This window comes from Lysinibacillus sp. NPDC086135, assembly GCF_044746345.1.
In the GTDB taxonomy this organism is placed as follows: domain Bacteria; phylum Bacillota; class Bacilli; order Bacillales_A; family Planococcaceae; genus Lysinibacillus.
Genome location: NZ_JBIVCA010000010.1, coordinates 66936 through 79495, shown reverse-complemented (window position 1 = coordinate 79495; position 12560 = coordinate 66936). Strand labels below are relative to the sequence as shown.

The window sequence follows — 12560 nt, the reverse complement described above, 5'->3', positions numbered from 1 at the left end:
CCATTTTTCATCTGTGATGTCACATAAATTTATTCATTTTGTTATTTTATTCTTAATTTTATTATTTAGTAAAAGCAACATCTCTGGACGCATTTCTTCTAAGCATTCTAACAATAATTCATGGGAAACTGTTTTATATAATTCTTCGGAAGTAGTCATTTTTGCAGATATAATACCTGTGACATTTAGATCAGTTAGTCTTAAATATCGCATAGTGGTATTTACATTCTTATGTCTAGCCTTTTTCATTGCAGAATCTATACAATTTCCATTATTTAAGTAACACATTGTAACAGATAATTTTTTGAATGAATGAAAAGAGTACTCTAATTCTGTATTATTCAATATTTTATTGCCTCTTTCCATCATCCCAACTAGCTTTTTATAAGTCAAAGTAAATAGTCTATTTGTATTTCCGATTTCTTTTAGCTTTAACAATTTATTATATAACTCAAAAGATATCTTATCTATCCATTCTTCATTACCTTTTCCCTTATTGTAACCATGAGATTTCATAATAACACCATCTTCTACTGGTGTAAAATTTGACCATTCTATTTTTAATAATTCTGATGCTCTAAGTGCAGAATCTATAGCTAATTCTATAATTAATGATTTCTCTAATCCTTGTTCTTCTTCGCCAAAATATTTAATGTATTTCATTGCTAATTCAAATGGTATCATTTCAATTTCTTCGCCTATATTTTTAAGCGATTCAATTACCTTCAAATCATCTAAATCATACTTTATTAAATTTTCTCCATTGATTTTCTTTGTTTTTAAATAAGTGATCAATGACTTAATCGCTGATTGTCTATTATTAATCGTCTGATTAGCATACATCCTAGAACCATCTTCTTTTTCAGCGTCATATAACGAATCAAAGTATTCAAATAAAACTTCTGAACGTAGGTCATGTTCAATATTTTTATCTGTTATATAAGTATAATCATTACTACCTAAGATATCCTTAAATACTTGATTCAAGCTGGATCTATAAGTTTTTTCTGTGTTAATTGACTTTTTACCTTTTACTTTTAAAAACTCTTCAATGTAATCTCCTATATAGTTGCTCATATATGAAGTATTATAATTATTCATAACCATAATTTACAACCACCTTTATGATTCCTTTTATTAATAATAGTATATCCATTATTTTGTTAATTGTAAAGTAAATTATGTATTTTATTATTTTAATTTTAAGAGTCGACCATCCTAAATCGACTCTTAATGTTTTATAATATGTTCCTTTTATTTAATCTACAGCTTACTGATTATCTCAATCAATTCGTCTTTGCTTATTCCATAACTAAACCCTTCATATGACATGTCAACAGTGTTAGTATTTGATTCACTGGAAAATGTTAAATATTTCGACCTTAGTTTATCGTCTTCATCTAACGTCATCGATGTAAACGTCATTTCATTTTTACTCAATGATCATCTGCTCCTTTCAATAAATGTTAAATTTTATGTAATCTCTAAATTTGCCACCATGAGATAGATGGAATCTTGATGCTCTTCACTTTTTCTTGATAACAATCGTATTTCTTTGCTTTAGATGACGGTAATAACGCTAAACCTAATGATGGTCTTATATCAGTACAATAATATGCATCTTCCAGTTCTAATTCCTCTAAATCAATCCATGTTTTGAATTTATCGTAATCTGCTTCATAAATACTATTAACTTGTTTTTCTGTAAAGATAAATGCATATTTTAATGCACCAAACAAATCTTCTTTTCTTGCTTCTTCTCTTAAATGCTCTACATCGTTATTAATTTCTAAGTTGTCCATTAAGTACTTTTTTGCTTCTTCAATGCTATTGGCGTAGACCGTAGCAGTTTCATTAAACACGAATTCTTTCATTAATAATCCTCCATTATGTATTTAATAATATTTAGTTTTTATTTAAACTTATCAATATATTCACCATACTGACTACTAAGATGGTCTGCTACTTGTCTCAAACTTGTTATAATATCTTCTTTAGAGACATTATATCTTAAAATATTGTTTGCCATTCTATTTAGTTCTTCTGAAGCGTTCAACGTATTGTAAGTAAATATTTCTTTTATACTTTTATCTTGCGTCAACTCTTTTTCACGCTGAATATCCTTAGCTAAATCTAATACACTCTTTTCATTTGACAATTTTACTACCTCCAAACTTCTTACCATAAGCTTTTTCGTAATAATAAATAGACTTTTCACAATGGTATTTCATTAGAGTCGGGTGTTCATCCATATTGTACTTTTCGCGTCCATTCAAGTGATAAGTTATAATTGGAGCATAGAACACAAGCTTAATTAAATTTAGAATATCCTTCATAAGATATCCCCCTTTTTCGTAATAGATTCATATTTATTATTTAATTAAAATATAGTAAAATCCACATAAAACTAAGTAAGATAAACTCAACCATAGGAAGTTATGTATCTCTATTTCAGTTTTCTTCACTAACCATTTAAGCAACTTACAACCTCCTTTAGATAAATATTAATATATCTCTTTTATTAAGTCCATTCACCGTCATAAAACTTATTAACGAATTCACCTTCCAAATATCCATTAAAAATATCACTAACCTGCCAATTTGTTTTATCATATTTCTCTGCTAACATTTTCATTTCCTTATTTAAATAAGGTGTTATGATGTTATATAAACTTCGCAATCCCATAAATAAATGATCTTTGAATTCCGATTCATCTTTGAAATTATGAGTATCGTATTCCAGTTTTTTAATTGCATTAAATGCATCGAAGTCAATCGAATCAACAATCTTTATTGCCGCATTTTCTAATTCATTCTTTGTGTACATGTTCATATATCCATCCCATGTAAAACCTGCATCAATTAAAGCCTTTGATACTTCTTCATACTGAAAATTTGAACCGTCTTCTTTCCTAATTAACACATTAAAATCTAGCATTGCTTCCATAAGCATTCTCCCTTCAATAATACATCTGTTTTATTAAGTCTATTTTCAGTTAACATGGAAGTTTATGAACCCAATCTTTAAATGTTTAACAAGTCCATAATTGCGATATTTAAAAACCTTGTATTTATCTGATTTTATATATGCTCCAAATGTTATCCTTAAGTATTTACCACTTTTAAATCGAATCTCTATTTCTATTAGAATCATCTCCTTTTTTCATAATAGACGGCTTTTATTAAATCTCATATCTTATCTAAGTAATACTGAAACAGTATGCTCCCATAAACACCCATTCCAAGTTTCCTACCATATTCAAATACTTCCTCATCTGTAGGATTACTGTATTTGAATTTGTGGAGATTCTTGTACTCATCTTTGTCGGAAAGTAGTAATTTATCTACTTTCTCAAATAAATTACATATCAGGTTATATCCTTTATCTGGTCGTAAATTATACGCATGTAGCGTTGTTCCTACATAATCTTTATGTATCATACATTAGACACTCCTTCTAATAAAATGCGACCTAAGCCTGTTTAATGAATCTAATTTTATCTTCTTCTGATAAAGGTCTAGTGTCTTCTTTGAGATTGAATCCAATTTTCTCTGCTTGTTCATTTGTTAAGAATTCACACAGACGTGATCCAAATCTGTCATCTAAAAACGTTGAGTACTTATCATAGTTATTTAATACTTCATCTAATTTTTTTATATTTAATCTCCTCTTATAAAAGTAATTTATTGTTTAATTCATTTAAATCTCAAACTCTTCGAGATTAACAAATCTCTTTTTCAATTCTCTATATGTACCCAAAGTAATTTCTTTACAGTAATATACTTTGTTGAATTCAATGTCTGTACCGAATATTCTACTATTCTCCATGTGGAGTATCTTAATATTTTCTAGATCGATACCTTTATTTAAAATATGTGATTTTAATTCTTCTTCTCTGTAATAAGCACATTGACCTTGAGTTCTCCCATCATCAGAATAAACTAGAGCTACTACTTTTTTATTGATACTGCCCTTATTTTCTTTAAACTTTCCATTTAATAATTTTTCAATCATTACCCATCTCTCCTTTTATAAAAGCGTTCTATTATTTGATATCAATATCCTAATTCTGCACCATGTTTATAACCAATTTCATAAGAAGTATTTAAATTATCACAGTATTTTTCTGCAAATTCCAAATCACTCAATACTACGATTGGTTTGAAATTTAAATCCTCTAATCCTTTTATACGAATTTCATATTTACCTTCATTTTCAACTACGTAATACACTACAAACATCACCTCATTTAATAAATTCGTTATTTTACGGAAAGTTAATCCACTTTATTTTTCTTCATCTTCTCCAATTGTTCTTCTGTGAAGGCGAATGACGTACATCCGATAGAATTCCATTCATCAATAACATGGTCTGGTAGCGTTTCTTCTACAGTGATTTTTACACATTTACCATCATACTCAGATAATAATTCATGTAAATATTCTCCGCCAACTATTCCTATCTCAGCATCCTTCTTATTATCCCACAAGCCTAACTTTTCATATGACCCACCTAGATAACCTTTAAATTCTTTTTTATTTATCACCTAATATTACTCCTTTAATTTTGATGATATTAACTTTTTATTTAGTTTCGTATGTATAAGTAATTCTTCTCCCAAGTGGAATTCCTAAAAATTTATAAACTTTAACCTGTTTTTCTTTGACTTTAGGTGGATCTGGTACTTCAACCATTTTAACTACTTGATAATATGCATCTCCAATAGTTATTTCTTTTTTATATGAAGGTAGTCTATCACTGGTCGCTACAATGTAGCCATGTCCTAGTTCAATAACTTCATATTCATAACCAGTGACCCAATCTCCATTATTAAACGGATTAGAAGTCGTTACTACTGTATCTCCTACTTTTGCGTAAATGTTAAAATATTTTTTCTTCAACATTTTTATGTACCTCCTTTCATAAAATCGAATTATTATTTAATCTTCATTCTCTACAACTGTTTCAGAAATAACAGTACTGTTTTCACCGATCTTAATGCCTTTTGTTTTATACTCTTGTTTAGCCATGTCCTCATTTTCTGCTTCAACATCATATGTTTCATAACTATCTTTCTGAATATGAACTCTAAACTTTTTCATTCAACCATTCTCCTTTTTAAATCAAATACGAATATTATTTAAAACTTTTAGTAAACTAAGCTATTAACATCGCCATCAAAATTGAAATAATCTCTTTTACCAATATTACGATTTTTCTCACGTTCAATTCGAGCTAATTCATATTGATGTTTAATACATATCAATTTTTCAACATCTACCTGTAATAACTCTGAATACTTGTTTACCAAAGATTCTTCCTCTTTGTAAAATTTTTGTTTTAATTCTTCTAGTTCTTTGAAGTATTCAACCTCATTTTGAGAGCCTTTACAATTACAAGAGCAAGTATAGCCTGTCACAGAGTAGTCCCTACCATCTCCTACAAGTCCTGCTTGGATTGGATTTGCGTTTTCTCCACAATAAGCACAATATGTATATCGTGATATTTTGACTGTTTTTGTTTCCACTAATTCAGGATGTGAAGAGTTCCAACTGTATGTATAACCATATTCATCTGCACCATCAATTCCTTTTCCTATATAGCATCTGCTGTAAAACTTGGTTTTTTCACTCATAGGTACATACCTCCTAATATTTAGTAGTGCTTGATTTCTTAACCTAAGTATAAATAACAAAATACATAAAATCAAGTATTATTTATGTATTTTGTTATTTAATTTTAGATAAAAGGGAAATATTATCTAATAAAAAAAGAGAGTCATTATTGACCCTCTCAAGAGCATTCCGTACAAATTATTTATCTATTATTTCAAATGTCGTTGTTATTCTTACTTTTTTCAATTTACATGTAACATCATTTTTGCTCATATATTGCCCTAACCATAGGTCATAACACGCTTCTTGTTCAGAGTCATATAAAGTTGCATTTTCGATATTTTCTGTAATACTACTTTCCGAATATGAGCTAATAAAATATTTATTTGCAAACTGTGCAACATACTTAATATCTAGCAATTAAATCAACGCCCTTCGAATTTGAATTACAACTCAATATCTATCATACTTAAATTTTATTGAATCATCACTTATTTTGAACTGACAAGTAAAAAGCCACCCATTTTTATTTGAGTGACTGTTAAATACTTTCTTCAGGAACTTTATCAAAATTGAAGCTCTTAAATGATGCGATTCTTAATAATCCTGTATTTGTTTTCTCAAGATACTGTACTATACAGAATAATCTTGGCTCTAACCACATTATGTCTCGTTCCACTTTAGTTATTATCTGTTTAGTAATTTCTCTAAATGCTCTTTTTTCATCAGACTTAAAGCCAAACTCTACACTTGCAATAGGTCTATATTTACCATTGCTTAATTGTGTACCTACTATCATTGTAAATGGATTTTCTTTATAACCCAGTATAACAACATCCATTACTTTAAAGTGTTTATACTTTAACCAATTATGCGTCCTATGATTAGTTTTGTAAGTGGAATTACTACGCTTTCCTACGATACCTTCCATACCTCTTTCTTTAGTCAAATGAAAGATATCACTACCATTACCTAGTACAAAAGGTGTGACTGACAAATTATTCGAAGGTTCGATTATTGACGATAATATCTCCTTACGTTCTACCAATGGTTTATTTACAATTGATTTATCAGTCGCTAAAACATCAAAAGCGATAAATGTAGTAGGATGAGTTATTGTAGCTTGTTCGATTTTCTCTTTATTAGAAAGTTTACCTCGATATGCAAAATCATCAAATACAGATATACCATTCCGTAAAACTACACCTTCACAATCGATGATCGCTGAGTGTTCTTTTATTGATTTTCCTGCTGCTTGTAACTCTGGAAACTTTGCTGTTACATTGTTGCCATGACGTGTGTATGCTTCTATTCTCTCACCTTGTTTATGCAAAAGGATGCGCCAACCATCCCATTTTATATCGTATATCCAATCCGGATTATCAATTACTTCATCATTGTTACCCATCGAGAGCAACATTGGTTTTATTGGAGTAAACAACATTGTATCATCTCCTTATTTACCATTATCTCATGATTAAATGTGTAAAAATACAAGAAATACAAGGTATGAATGGTAAATAAGTTTGGTGCTATTTATTTAAATATCGTTGTATCAGATCTTCAGTATGAGATTTAAGTGCTTGCTTTGCATAGTTTAATACTTCATCTTCCCCGCCTGTTTTTATTATAACATCACTAAAATACTCACTTACATTTACCCACTTTACTATCTCAATATTTTTCTTGGCAAGCATACGCTTCTTGTTGTAAAAATCATTTCTTAAGTTTTTTAATAAGCCATCTATAATATTTAAATAAACTTTTGACATTTTTAACTTTTCAAGCGAAGGATAATCATGATGTAATGAGCGAATAGCCATGTCTAATTTTATATACTCATACACATCGTTTCGATCCTCTGGTCTAATCATCAGAATCCACCAACTTTGCATCTTGGATTTCATAAAATGAAATACGTTTTACTGAGATATCTGTATCAAGCAACAGCTCTTTATTGTATGGATCAATACCTGTAACTAATCCAGTTTTGTTATGCAAATTATTGTTGCTCCATAGAGTTAACTGAACTAATTTTTGCATGGCTGCGGCTCGCTGTATTGTTTGTTCAATCTCCTCTATTTCCCACTCTGTTAATTCTCGCTTTTTATCATAAAACTGCTCTTGTTTCCACTTTTTGATTTCAACTAAATGCTCAGGTAACATCATCGCTGTCCACTTTTGATTTCCTCTGTCTTTTATCATGTTTTAGCACTCCTAACTCAAAATGGAACGTTTGTTTGTATATATTATAGAATATTCGTTCCTATTTATGCAATGGGAAAATAATAAACAAAAAAAGAGAGTCTGCAAACAACTCTCCATTAAATATGTATTTTACTAAATAAAAGATAACTATTATTTAACACCAAAGAATTTAGATCCAATTTTCTTATCTTTAATAGCATTATTCAATTTAGATTTGTCCATGTTGTCAGCAGTTTCATCAAGGCTCTTGAATAATAAATCCATCATAATAAAGATAGAATATGCCCAATTTAATACAGGAGTAAATACCATTATGAATGAGTCTAATTCTGGTTCTAGACCTTTCCATTCATTTTGATATTGCCACCGAATACCTAAATATGATATCAGTGCAGGTGCAACATAAAAGACAATAAATAATGCTAATAGTAGTAAAATCATAAATCACTCTTCTCCTTCTTAATATTATGTATTTTATAATATTCTCATTTTATGTAATCTACAGCTTTACTTTGTTCCAGTCTGTTTCTTCAATAATTCCCATTAACTTTTCCATAGTTGGACAACGGAATAATGTACGTGCATATGTATGTGGTTCTAAATAATGATAATGATTAGCATCTATATGTTTTTGACATTCTGACTTCGTTAAAAAGAATGCATCATTGTTGCAATGGTGAACTTTTGCTTCCTCGAATATATCAATATCTTCATCGATGTAATTCTTATACCATTCACAAAATTCATAATCGTCATCAATGGAGTATTTTAAATCATCCAATGCATATGACTCATCAGATAAACCCCATTCTTCAAGTATTTCCTCTTCACTCAAACCATCAGATTTCATTACCTCTAACTTGGATAGGAAATCTTTACGAAATAGTTCAGCATCGTACACTTCAGCATTATTAGCATCAAAGACACTCCATCTGTCTCCACATCCATCTGCGACACGCTCCCATTTATAGTGCCCTACTGTCCAGAATCTAGGTGAGGCTTGGTGGTCAGTATCTTGTATCTTCATTTCGTGTTGAAGATTTTTAAAAAATTCAATAATATTGTTCATATGTGTTACCTCCATTTCCACTCTAATTAAACTCATTAATAACTACATTAAAGCCTAATTCTTCAGCCTCTTCTCGATTAAATCCTTCGTCCAAATGCATACACCATACTTTATCACGGAACTCTGGTTTAATCAGTTCGCTTAACTTACGTAATGAAAGGTGTACATTACCTTCATAATCAGCTTTACAAGTATCAATATATACCTGTTTATAGCCACCATAATTAATTACCCTTAATACATTGTTACTGATTTTATTACAATCGCTTGAATACCAAATAGGATTTTTATTACTAAGTATAAATACGTTATATGTATTTAACTCTTCTACATGGGAATTTCTATCAAAACTGATAGTTAATGATTCATTGATAATAATAATATCAGAAGAGCCCCCTACTAAATTTTCATCATGATGATATCCTTTTATACATCCATTTAATTTTAATATTTCAGATACTCCTGTATCAAAAGGTGAATGTACAGTTACTTTACTTTTAGCAAATTCTCCATGTGAATAGTATGTATAAAGTATTAAATCAGCTAGTGAACCAATATGATCAGCATGAGTATGAGTAATTAATACGTGGATGTGTTCAATTCCTTCAAGTAAGTTGTTTTCTTTAATGCGTTGAAATACGTTACTTCCACAATCAATAAGCAACATCTGATTCCCTGATTTATAATATGCTGAATTGTTTCCTAACTTTGTATTGAATGCACTTCCTGAACCGATGAATTTTAACATTAGTATCTCTCCCTATTTTTTGTATTTTCTTATGTAATTAAAACTTCCTAGCTATCCATGTTGAAATTTTCAATATGAATGGTTCATAAATATATTTATCTAATCCAAACATTATCTGCTCAACATTATAAGCCAACCATCTTAGAATAAATATTGGAAATGTGATTGGTAGCATAATTATTCTCATAGTATTATCAATCATATCTTTTACTTTCATTTGCCTTTTCGTTCCGATAAAATGATTAATCATCTAATCAACTCCTTTATAATAGGCTCGTTTTATCAAAATTGATTTCGCATCCTTCAGCTTTCATACCTTCCATATGAATTGTTTTACCGTCATCGCTAATATCAAAGTAATCAGTATATCTTGTGAAGACTTGACCATCTTCAGTTTTAATTTCAACCTTAAACTTTTTCTTTGGTAGTTGCTTAATACTAATAGTTCGAAGTGGTTTTGCTGTTAGTAATACCTCATTTGTTTCACTATCTACTAACAATACTTCTGCTTTATCTAAATCAATCATACATCTTCCTCCTTATTACTATTGAATAATGCTTTGTTTTTATGTAATTACCTTTTAATATCTGAACCAATCTTTGATCACCTCAGAAAATGCTCGTTTAGCAAGTTTACTTTCAATCATTCTTCTGAACTTAGGTATGTACTCGTACAACTTTTCTATTTCAACTTCTAACAAGTCTTTAGATGGAATGTTATCGTTAATTATGTCTTCCATGATATATACACCATAATTATCATCAATGTTATACTCAATACTCTTCACTTTATATTTAATTCCATTTGCGACTAGGTTGTCCCCTACAATCAATTTATCTCCTTGATATTCAAAATAAATATCCTCTCTACTACATTCTAAATCCAGATAAATACCGTATGAAATATGTCCGAAGTATTGATAAACAGTATAGCAACCCATTCTAAAGTTCCTATTACTTCTTGTGTTTTTGTAGTATCTTTCATTAAATTTTGGCTTATTTTTAATATGTTTAGCTTTCACATACCATCTCTCCATACACTCATCCTTTCTATAACATGACTGTATCATTAAGTATCTGCTTTCACTATTATTTCAAGAAATGACTAAATGTAATGTATAAAACCTAAGAAAGTTCCATATAATTATAAAGAAGCAAGAGCTTCTCTAATGTAATGTCGTTAGATGTCCTAAAGGAACGAGGTAGGGATTTATTTCTCTGTCTCGTTTTCTTTTTTTATAAAAATCCAATATTATTTAAACTCTTGTTACTTTTAAATATTCATCAAAGTCTTTTTTATTAATTTTATTCCACTTTTTGAAATTTATTTTATCGATTTTGTCCATTTTCTTAGAAGCTTTAGGATCTTTACCAAAATGACCAAGTAGGTAAGTCCATCTAATTGCTTGACCATATTCACTAGTGCCATCTGCCAAAAATAATAACTTAAAAAATAACATACAATCACCCTGTTTATGTATTTTATATAATAAATATATATTGTAGAGGATCTAAATCTTGTTTAAGTAAATAAATCATGTTCGTTTGCGATTCATATAATTCAACATCATAAAGATGAATTTGGTGTTGAATTATAGAGGTTTAAAAAGTCAACCATTAAGATTTCACCAACTCTGGATTCCGATGGACATTGCCGATAATTTCAAACTCATATTCTTCAATCCACCCCATTACAAAGTGATCATTATAAATATCCATACCTTCACATTTAACAGTGTAAGCTCCGTGATAATCGAATACTTTTGAAATATACTCTGGCATTTCAGGGTCAGTCGGAACAAATAGTCTTACGATATCACCTTCATAGATTTTCATTCCATTAATATCAGATAGCCCGATGTATTGTCCAACAGTTTTGGATTCTACTTCATGCTTTTGATATTGACCATAGGAGTACCCAAGAATATAGTGTTTGCTTTTACTTTGAGTTAATAACGGTATTTCTAAATTTCCATAAATCCATTTTTTATTTACTTTATCCTGAGCCCTAAATTTTATTTCACGCATAGCATTCTCTCCTAACTTTTGATAAGTTAATTGTACAAATTAAAGATGGAGTTTTCAACACGATAATACTCGTATCCTCTTTATGTACCCGCAATTACACAATTACCTGTTGAACACGTTCTAATTTCTTCATCATCCAAACCCTCTACTACAAGCTTCTAAAATGCAACTATCAACTTCATATAATAATTTTTCATCAATACCTTTTCGATATTCATCTGTATATACAGACTTCCCATGCCACCAATCATGAAATATCTTCTTCTGTTGATAATAAGGTAATTCATTCATGCAATGTTGATAGACGCTATGCATGATTATCTTTATTTGTTCATTAAGCCTATTTATGTATTCATCATGATCTTCCTGCGATGTAAATTCCTTAACTTCTATGTGATTCATGCATACCTTACCACCTTTCATAAAAGTTTAGTATTATCTAATCCTTTAATATCTCTATTAATTTATATCTAATGCGATTGATTAATTTCGGTTTATATTTATCTAAGTCATACCAAGTATCATGACCATTGAAAGAATGACATATCTTTTCTGCGTTTAATTTACTCACTAATCCATCTACAACCTTATTAGCAATTGCACACTCATCATTTAGTGAGCTTATACTAATGTTAAATCTATCTGTAACAGTTATTATATAGTCTTCTCCGATGAATGATTGAAATGAATTTGTACCTTTAAATTTTTTCACACCTGTAATTTCGGTAATTAATTTCAAATACTTCTTCTTAGATAATTGATTTTTGTAGATATTTATAACATCAAGTTTCAACTGAACCACTCCGTATTATAATTTATGTATTTTCTTTTATAAAAGCGTGATATTACTTAAATCATTTGGAACAAACTTCTCTTAAATTAAGATCTAGT

General features: G+C 29.4%; 26 protein-coding genes. All 26 read right to left on the bottom strand.

Annotated elements, in window-relative coordinates:
- Positions 1–33: 33 nt before the first annotated feature.
- The 26 genes from ACIPKN_RS14285 to ACIPKN_RS14160 all read right to left on the bottom strand — a co-directional run bounded on the left by ACIPKN_RS14285 (position 34) and on the right by ACIPKN_RS14160 (position 12462).
- A complete protein-coding gene (locus ACIPKN_RS14285) occupies positions 34–1107 on the bottom strand; it encodes a tyrosine-type recombinase/integrase (RefSeq protein WP_400937137.1) in 1074 nt (357 codons plus the stop codon).
- A 377-nt stretch (positions 1108–1484) separates the two neighbouring features.
- Entirely contained in the window at positions 1485–1874 is a 390-nt protein-coding gene (locus tag ACIPKN_RS14280) for a hypothetical protein (protein ID WP_400937134.1), read from the bottom strand.
- A 38-nt stretch (positions 1875–1912) separates the two neighbouring features.
- Positions 1913–2158 (bottom strand): hypothetical protein, encoded by a 246-nt coding sequence (locus tag ACIPKN_RS14275; protein WP_400937131.1) that lies wholly within the window; start codon positions 2156–2158, stop codon positions 1913–1915.
- Complete coding sequence (locus ACIPKN_RS14270) at positions 2148–2336, bottom strand: hypothetical protein (RefSeq protein ID WP_400937128.1); 189 nt, start codon at positions 2334–2336, stop codon at positions 2148–2150. Before ACIPKN_RS14270 ends, ACIPKN_RS14275 begins: the two co-directional genes overlap by 11 nt.
- A gap of 185 nt (positions 2337–2521) precedes the next feature.
- Positions 2522–2947 carry a hypothetical protein gene (locus ACIPKN_RS14265; RefSeq protein ID WP_400937126.1) on the bottom strand — a complete coding sequence of 142 codons (426 nt, stop codon included), beginning with the start codon at positions 2945–2947 and terminating at the stop codon, positions 2522–2524.
- 242 nt (positions 2948–3189) lie between these two features.
- On the bottom strand, positions 3190–3441 hold the full coding sequence (locus tag ACIPKN_RS14260; RefSeq protein ID WP_400937123.1) for a hypothetical protein: 252 nt from the start codon (positions 3439–3441) through the stop codon (positions 3190–3192).
- A gap of 259 nt (positions 3442–3700) precedes the next feature.
- Positions 3701–4015 carry a hypothetical protein gene (locus ACIPKN_RS14255; protein WP_400937120.1) on the bottom strand — a complete coding sequence of 105 codons (315 nt, stop codon included), beginning with the start codon at positions 4013–4015 and terminating at the stop codon, positions 3701–3703.
- A 41-nt stretch (positions 4016–4056) separates the two neighbouring features.
- The gene (locus tag ACIPKN_RS14250) at positions 4057–4233 is read right to left on the bottom strand and encodes a hypothetical protein (protein ID WP_400937117.1); all 177 of its coding nucleotides are present in this window, start codon (positions 4231–4233) and stop codon (positions 4057–4059) included.
- A 44-nt stretch (positions 4234–4277) separates the two neighbouring features.
- A complete protein-coding gene (locus ACIPKN_RS14245; protein ID WP_400937115.1) occupies positions 4278–4547 on the bottom strand; it encodes a hypothetical protein in 270 nt (89 codons plus the stop codon).
- A 37-nt stretch (positions 4548–4584) separates the two neighbouring features.
- Complete coding sequence (locus tag ACIPKN_RS14240; RefSeq protein WP_400937112.1) at positions 4585–4905, bottom strand: hypothetical protein; 321 nt, start codon at positions 4903–4905, stop codon at positions 4585–4587.
- 36 nt (positions 4906–4941) lie between these two features.
- Positions 4942–5103 (bottom strand): hypothetical protein, encoded by a 162-nt coding sequence (locus ACIPKN_RS14235; protein WP_400937109.1) that lies wholly within the window; start codon positions 5101–5103, stop codon positions 4942–4944.
- Between the two features lie 47 nt (positions 5104–5150).
- Positions 5151–5636 (bottom strand): hypothetical protein, encoded by a 486-nt coding sequence (locus ACIPKN_RS14230; RefSeq protein WP_400937106.1) that lies wholly within the window; start codon positions 5634–5636, stop codon positions 5151–5153.
- A 178-nt stretch (positions 5637–5814) separates the two neighbouring features.
- Positions 5815–6036, bottom strand: coding sequence for a hypothetical protein (locus ACIPKN_RS14225; protein WP_400937104.1), 222 nt, complete (start codon positions 6034–6036; stop codon positions 5815–5817).
- 121 nt (positions 6037–6157) lie between these two features.
- A complete protein-coding gene (locus ACIPKN_RS14220; protein ID WP_400937101.1) occupies positions 6158–7060 on the bottom strand; it encodes an ATP-dependent DNA ligase in 903 nt (300 codons plus the stop codon).
- 88 nt (positions 7061–7148) lie between these two features.
- Positions 7149–7490 (bottom strand): YhjD family protein, encoded by a 342-nt coding sequence (locus tag ACIPKN_RS14215; RefSeq protein WP_400937098.1) that lies wholly within the window; start codon positions 7488–7490, stop codon positions 7149–7151.
- Positions 7483–7821 carry a YolD-like family protein gene (locus ACIPKN_RS14210; protein ID WP_400937095.1) on the bottom strand — a complete coding sequence of 113 codons (339 nt, stop codon included), beginning with the start codon at positions 7819–7821 and terminating at the stop codon, positions 7483–7485. The genes ACIPKN_RS14215 and ACIPKN_RS14210 overlap by 8 nt, the downstream gene beginning before the upstream one ends.
- Before the next feature lie 153 nt (positions 7822–7974).
- Positions 7975–8265: a hypothetical protein gene (locus tag ACIPKN_RS14205; RefSeq protein ID WP_400937092.1), complete on the bottom strand. Its 291-nt coding sequence runs from the start codon at positions 8263–8265 to the stop codon at positions 7975–7977.
- A 58-nt stretch (positions 8266–8323) separates the two neighbouring features.
- A complete protein-coding gene (locus tag ACIPKN_RS14200; RefSeq protein ID WP_400937090.1) occupies positions 8324–8893 on the bottom strand; it encodes a hypothetical protein in 570 nt (189 codons plus the stop codon).
- A gap of 22 nt (positions 8894–8915) precedes the next feature.
- Entirely contained in the window at positions 8916–9641 is a 726-nt protein-coding gene (locus ACIPKN_RS14195; RefSeq protein WP_400937087.1) for an MBL fold metallo-hydrolase, read from the bottom strand.
- Between the two features lie 37 nt (positions 9642–9678).
- A complete protein-coding gene (locus ACIPKN_RS14190) occupies positions 9679–9891 on the bottom strand; it encodes a hypothetical protein (RefSeq protein ID WP_400937084.1) in 213 nt (70 codons plus the stop codon).
- 13 nt (positions 9892–9904) lie between these two features.
- Entirely contained in the window at positions 9905–10168 is a 264-nt protein-coding gene (locus ACIPKN_RS14185) for a hypothetical protein (protein ID WP_400937082.1), read from the bottom strand.
- A gap of 54 nt (positions 10169–10222) precedes the next feature.
- Positions 10223–10582 carry a hypothetical protein gene (locus ACIPKN_RS14180; protein WP_400937079.1) on the bottom strand — a complete coding sequence of 120 codons (360 nt, stop codon included), beginning with the start codon at positions 10580–10582 and terminating at the stop codon, positions 10223–10225.
- Between the two features lie 315 nt (positions 10583–10897).
- A complete protein-coding gene (locus ACIPKN_RS14175; RefSeq protein WP_400937076.1) occupies positions 10898–11101 on the bottom strand; it encodes a hypothetical protein in 204 nt (67 codons plus the stop codon).
- Positions 11102–11258: 157 nt separating this feature from the next.
- Complete coding sequence (locus ACIPKN_RS14170) at positions 11259–11669, bottom strand: YopX family protein (RefSeq protein WP_400937074.1); 411 nt, start codon at positions 11667–11669, stop codon at positions 11259–11261.
- Between the two features lie 132 nt (positions 11670–11801).
- Positions 11802–12071, bottom strand: coding sequence for a hypothetical protein (locus ACIPKN_RS14165; RefSeq protein ID WP_400937071.1), 270 nt, complete (start codon positions 12069–12071; stop codon positions 11802–11804).
- Between the two features lie 37 nt (positions 12072–12108).
- The gene (locus tag ACIPKN_RS14160) at positions 12109–12462 is read right to left on the bottom strand and encodes a hypothetical protein (protein WP_400937069.1); all 354 of its coding nucleotides are present in this window, start codon (positions 12460–12462) and stop codon (positions 12109–12111) included.
- Positions 12463–12560: the final 98 nt, after the last annotated feature.

Bases quoted from the DNA above. Each gene is read 5' to 3' on its own strand.
- ACIPKN_RS14205 (WP_400937092.1), bottom strand. From the start codon at position 8,265: ATGATTTTACTACTATTAGCATTATTTATTGTCTTTTATGTTGCACCT.
- ACIPKN_RS14170 (WP_400937074.1), bottom strand. From the start codon at position 11,669: ATGCGTGAAATAAAATTTAGGGCTCAGGATAAAGTAAATAAAAAATGG.
- ACIPKN_RS14210 (WP_400937095.1), bottom strand. From the start codon at position 7,821: ATGATAAAAGACAGAGGAAATCAAAAGTGGACAGCGATGATGTTACCT.
- ACIPKN_RS14215 (WP_400937098.1), bottom strand. From the start codon at position 7,490: ATGATTAGACCAGAGGATCGAAACGATGTGTATGAGTATATAAAATTA.
- ACIPKN_RS14185 (WP_400937082.1), bottom strand. From the start codon at position 10,168: ATGATTGATTTAGATAAAGCAGAAGTATTGTTAGTAGATAGTGAAACA.
- ACIPKN_RS14175 (WP_400937076.1), bottom strand. From the start codon at position 11,101: ATGTTATTTTTTAAGTTATTATTTTTGGCAGATGGCACTAGTGAATAT.
- ACIPKN_RS14255 (WP_400937120.1), bottom strand. From the start codon at position 4,015: ATGATTGAAAAATTATTAAATGGAAAGTTTAAAGAAAATAAGGGCAGT.
- ACIPKN_RS14220 (WP_400937101.1), bottom strand. From the start codon at position 7,060: ATGTTGTTTACTCCAATAAAACCAATGTTGCTCTCGATGGGTAACAAT.
- ACIPKN_RS14200 (WP_400937090.1), bottom strand. From the start codon at position 8,893: ATGAACAATATTATTGAATTTTTTAAAAATCTTCAACACGAAATGAAG.
- ACIPKN_RS14265 (WP_400937126.1), bottom strand. From the start codon at position 2,947: ATGGAAGCAATGCTAGATTTTAATGTGTTAATTAGGAAAGAAGACGGT.
- ACIPKN_RS14195 (WP_400937087.1), bottom strand. From the start codon at position 9,641: ATGTTAAAATTCATCGGTTCAGGAAGTGCATTCAATACAAAGTTAGGA.
- ACIPKN_RS14270 (WP_400937128.1), bottom strand. From the start codon at position 2,336: ATGAAGGATATTCTAAATTTAATTAAGCTTGTGTTCTATGCTCCAATT.
- ACIPKN_RS14280 (WP_400937134.1), bottom strand. From the start codon at position 1,874: ATGAAAGAATTCGTGTTTAATGAAACTGCTACGGTCTACGCCAATAGC.
- ACIPKN_RS14230 (WP_400937106.1), bottom strand. From the start codon at position 5,636: ATGAGTGAAAAAACCAAGTTTTACAGCAGATGCTATATAGGAAAAGGA.
- ACIPKN_RS14235 (WP_400937109.1), bottom strand. From the start codon at position 5,103: ATGAAAAAGTTTAGAGTTCATATTCAGAAAGATAGTTATGAAACATAT.
- ACIPKN_RS14240 (WP_400937112.1), bottom strand. From the start codon at position 4,905: ATGTTGAAGAAAAAATATTTTAACATTTACGCAAAAGTAGGAGATACA.
- ACIPKN_RS14180 (WP_400937079.1), bottom strand. From the start codon at position 10,582: ATGGGTTGCTATACTGTTTATCAATACTTCGGACATATTTCATACGGT.
- ACIPKN_RS14285 (WP_400937137.1), bottom strand. From the start codon at position 1,107: ATGGTTATGAATAATTATAATACTTCATATATGAGCAACTATATAGGA.
- ACIPKN_RS14190 (WP_400937084.1), bottom strand. From the start codon at position 9,891: ATGATTAATCATTTTATCGGAACGAAAAGGCAAATGAAAGTAAAAGAT.
- ACIPKN_RS14260 (WP_400937123.1), bottom strand. From the start codon at position 3,441: ATGATACATAAAGATTATGTAGGAACAACGCTACATGCGTATAATTTA.
- ACIPKN_RS14165 (WP_400937071.1), bottom strand. From the start codon at position 12,071: ATGAATCACATAGAAGTTAAGGAATTTACATCGCAGGAAGATCATGAT.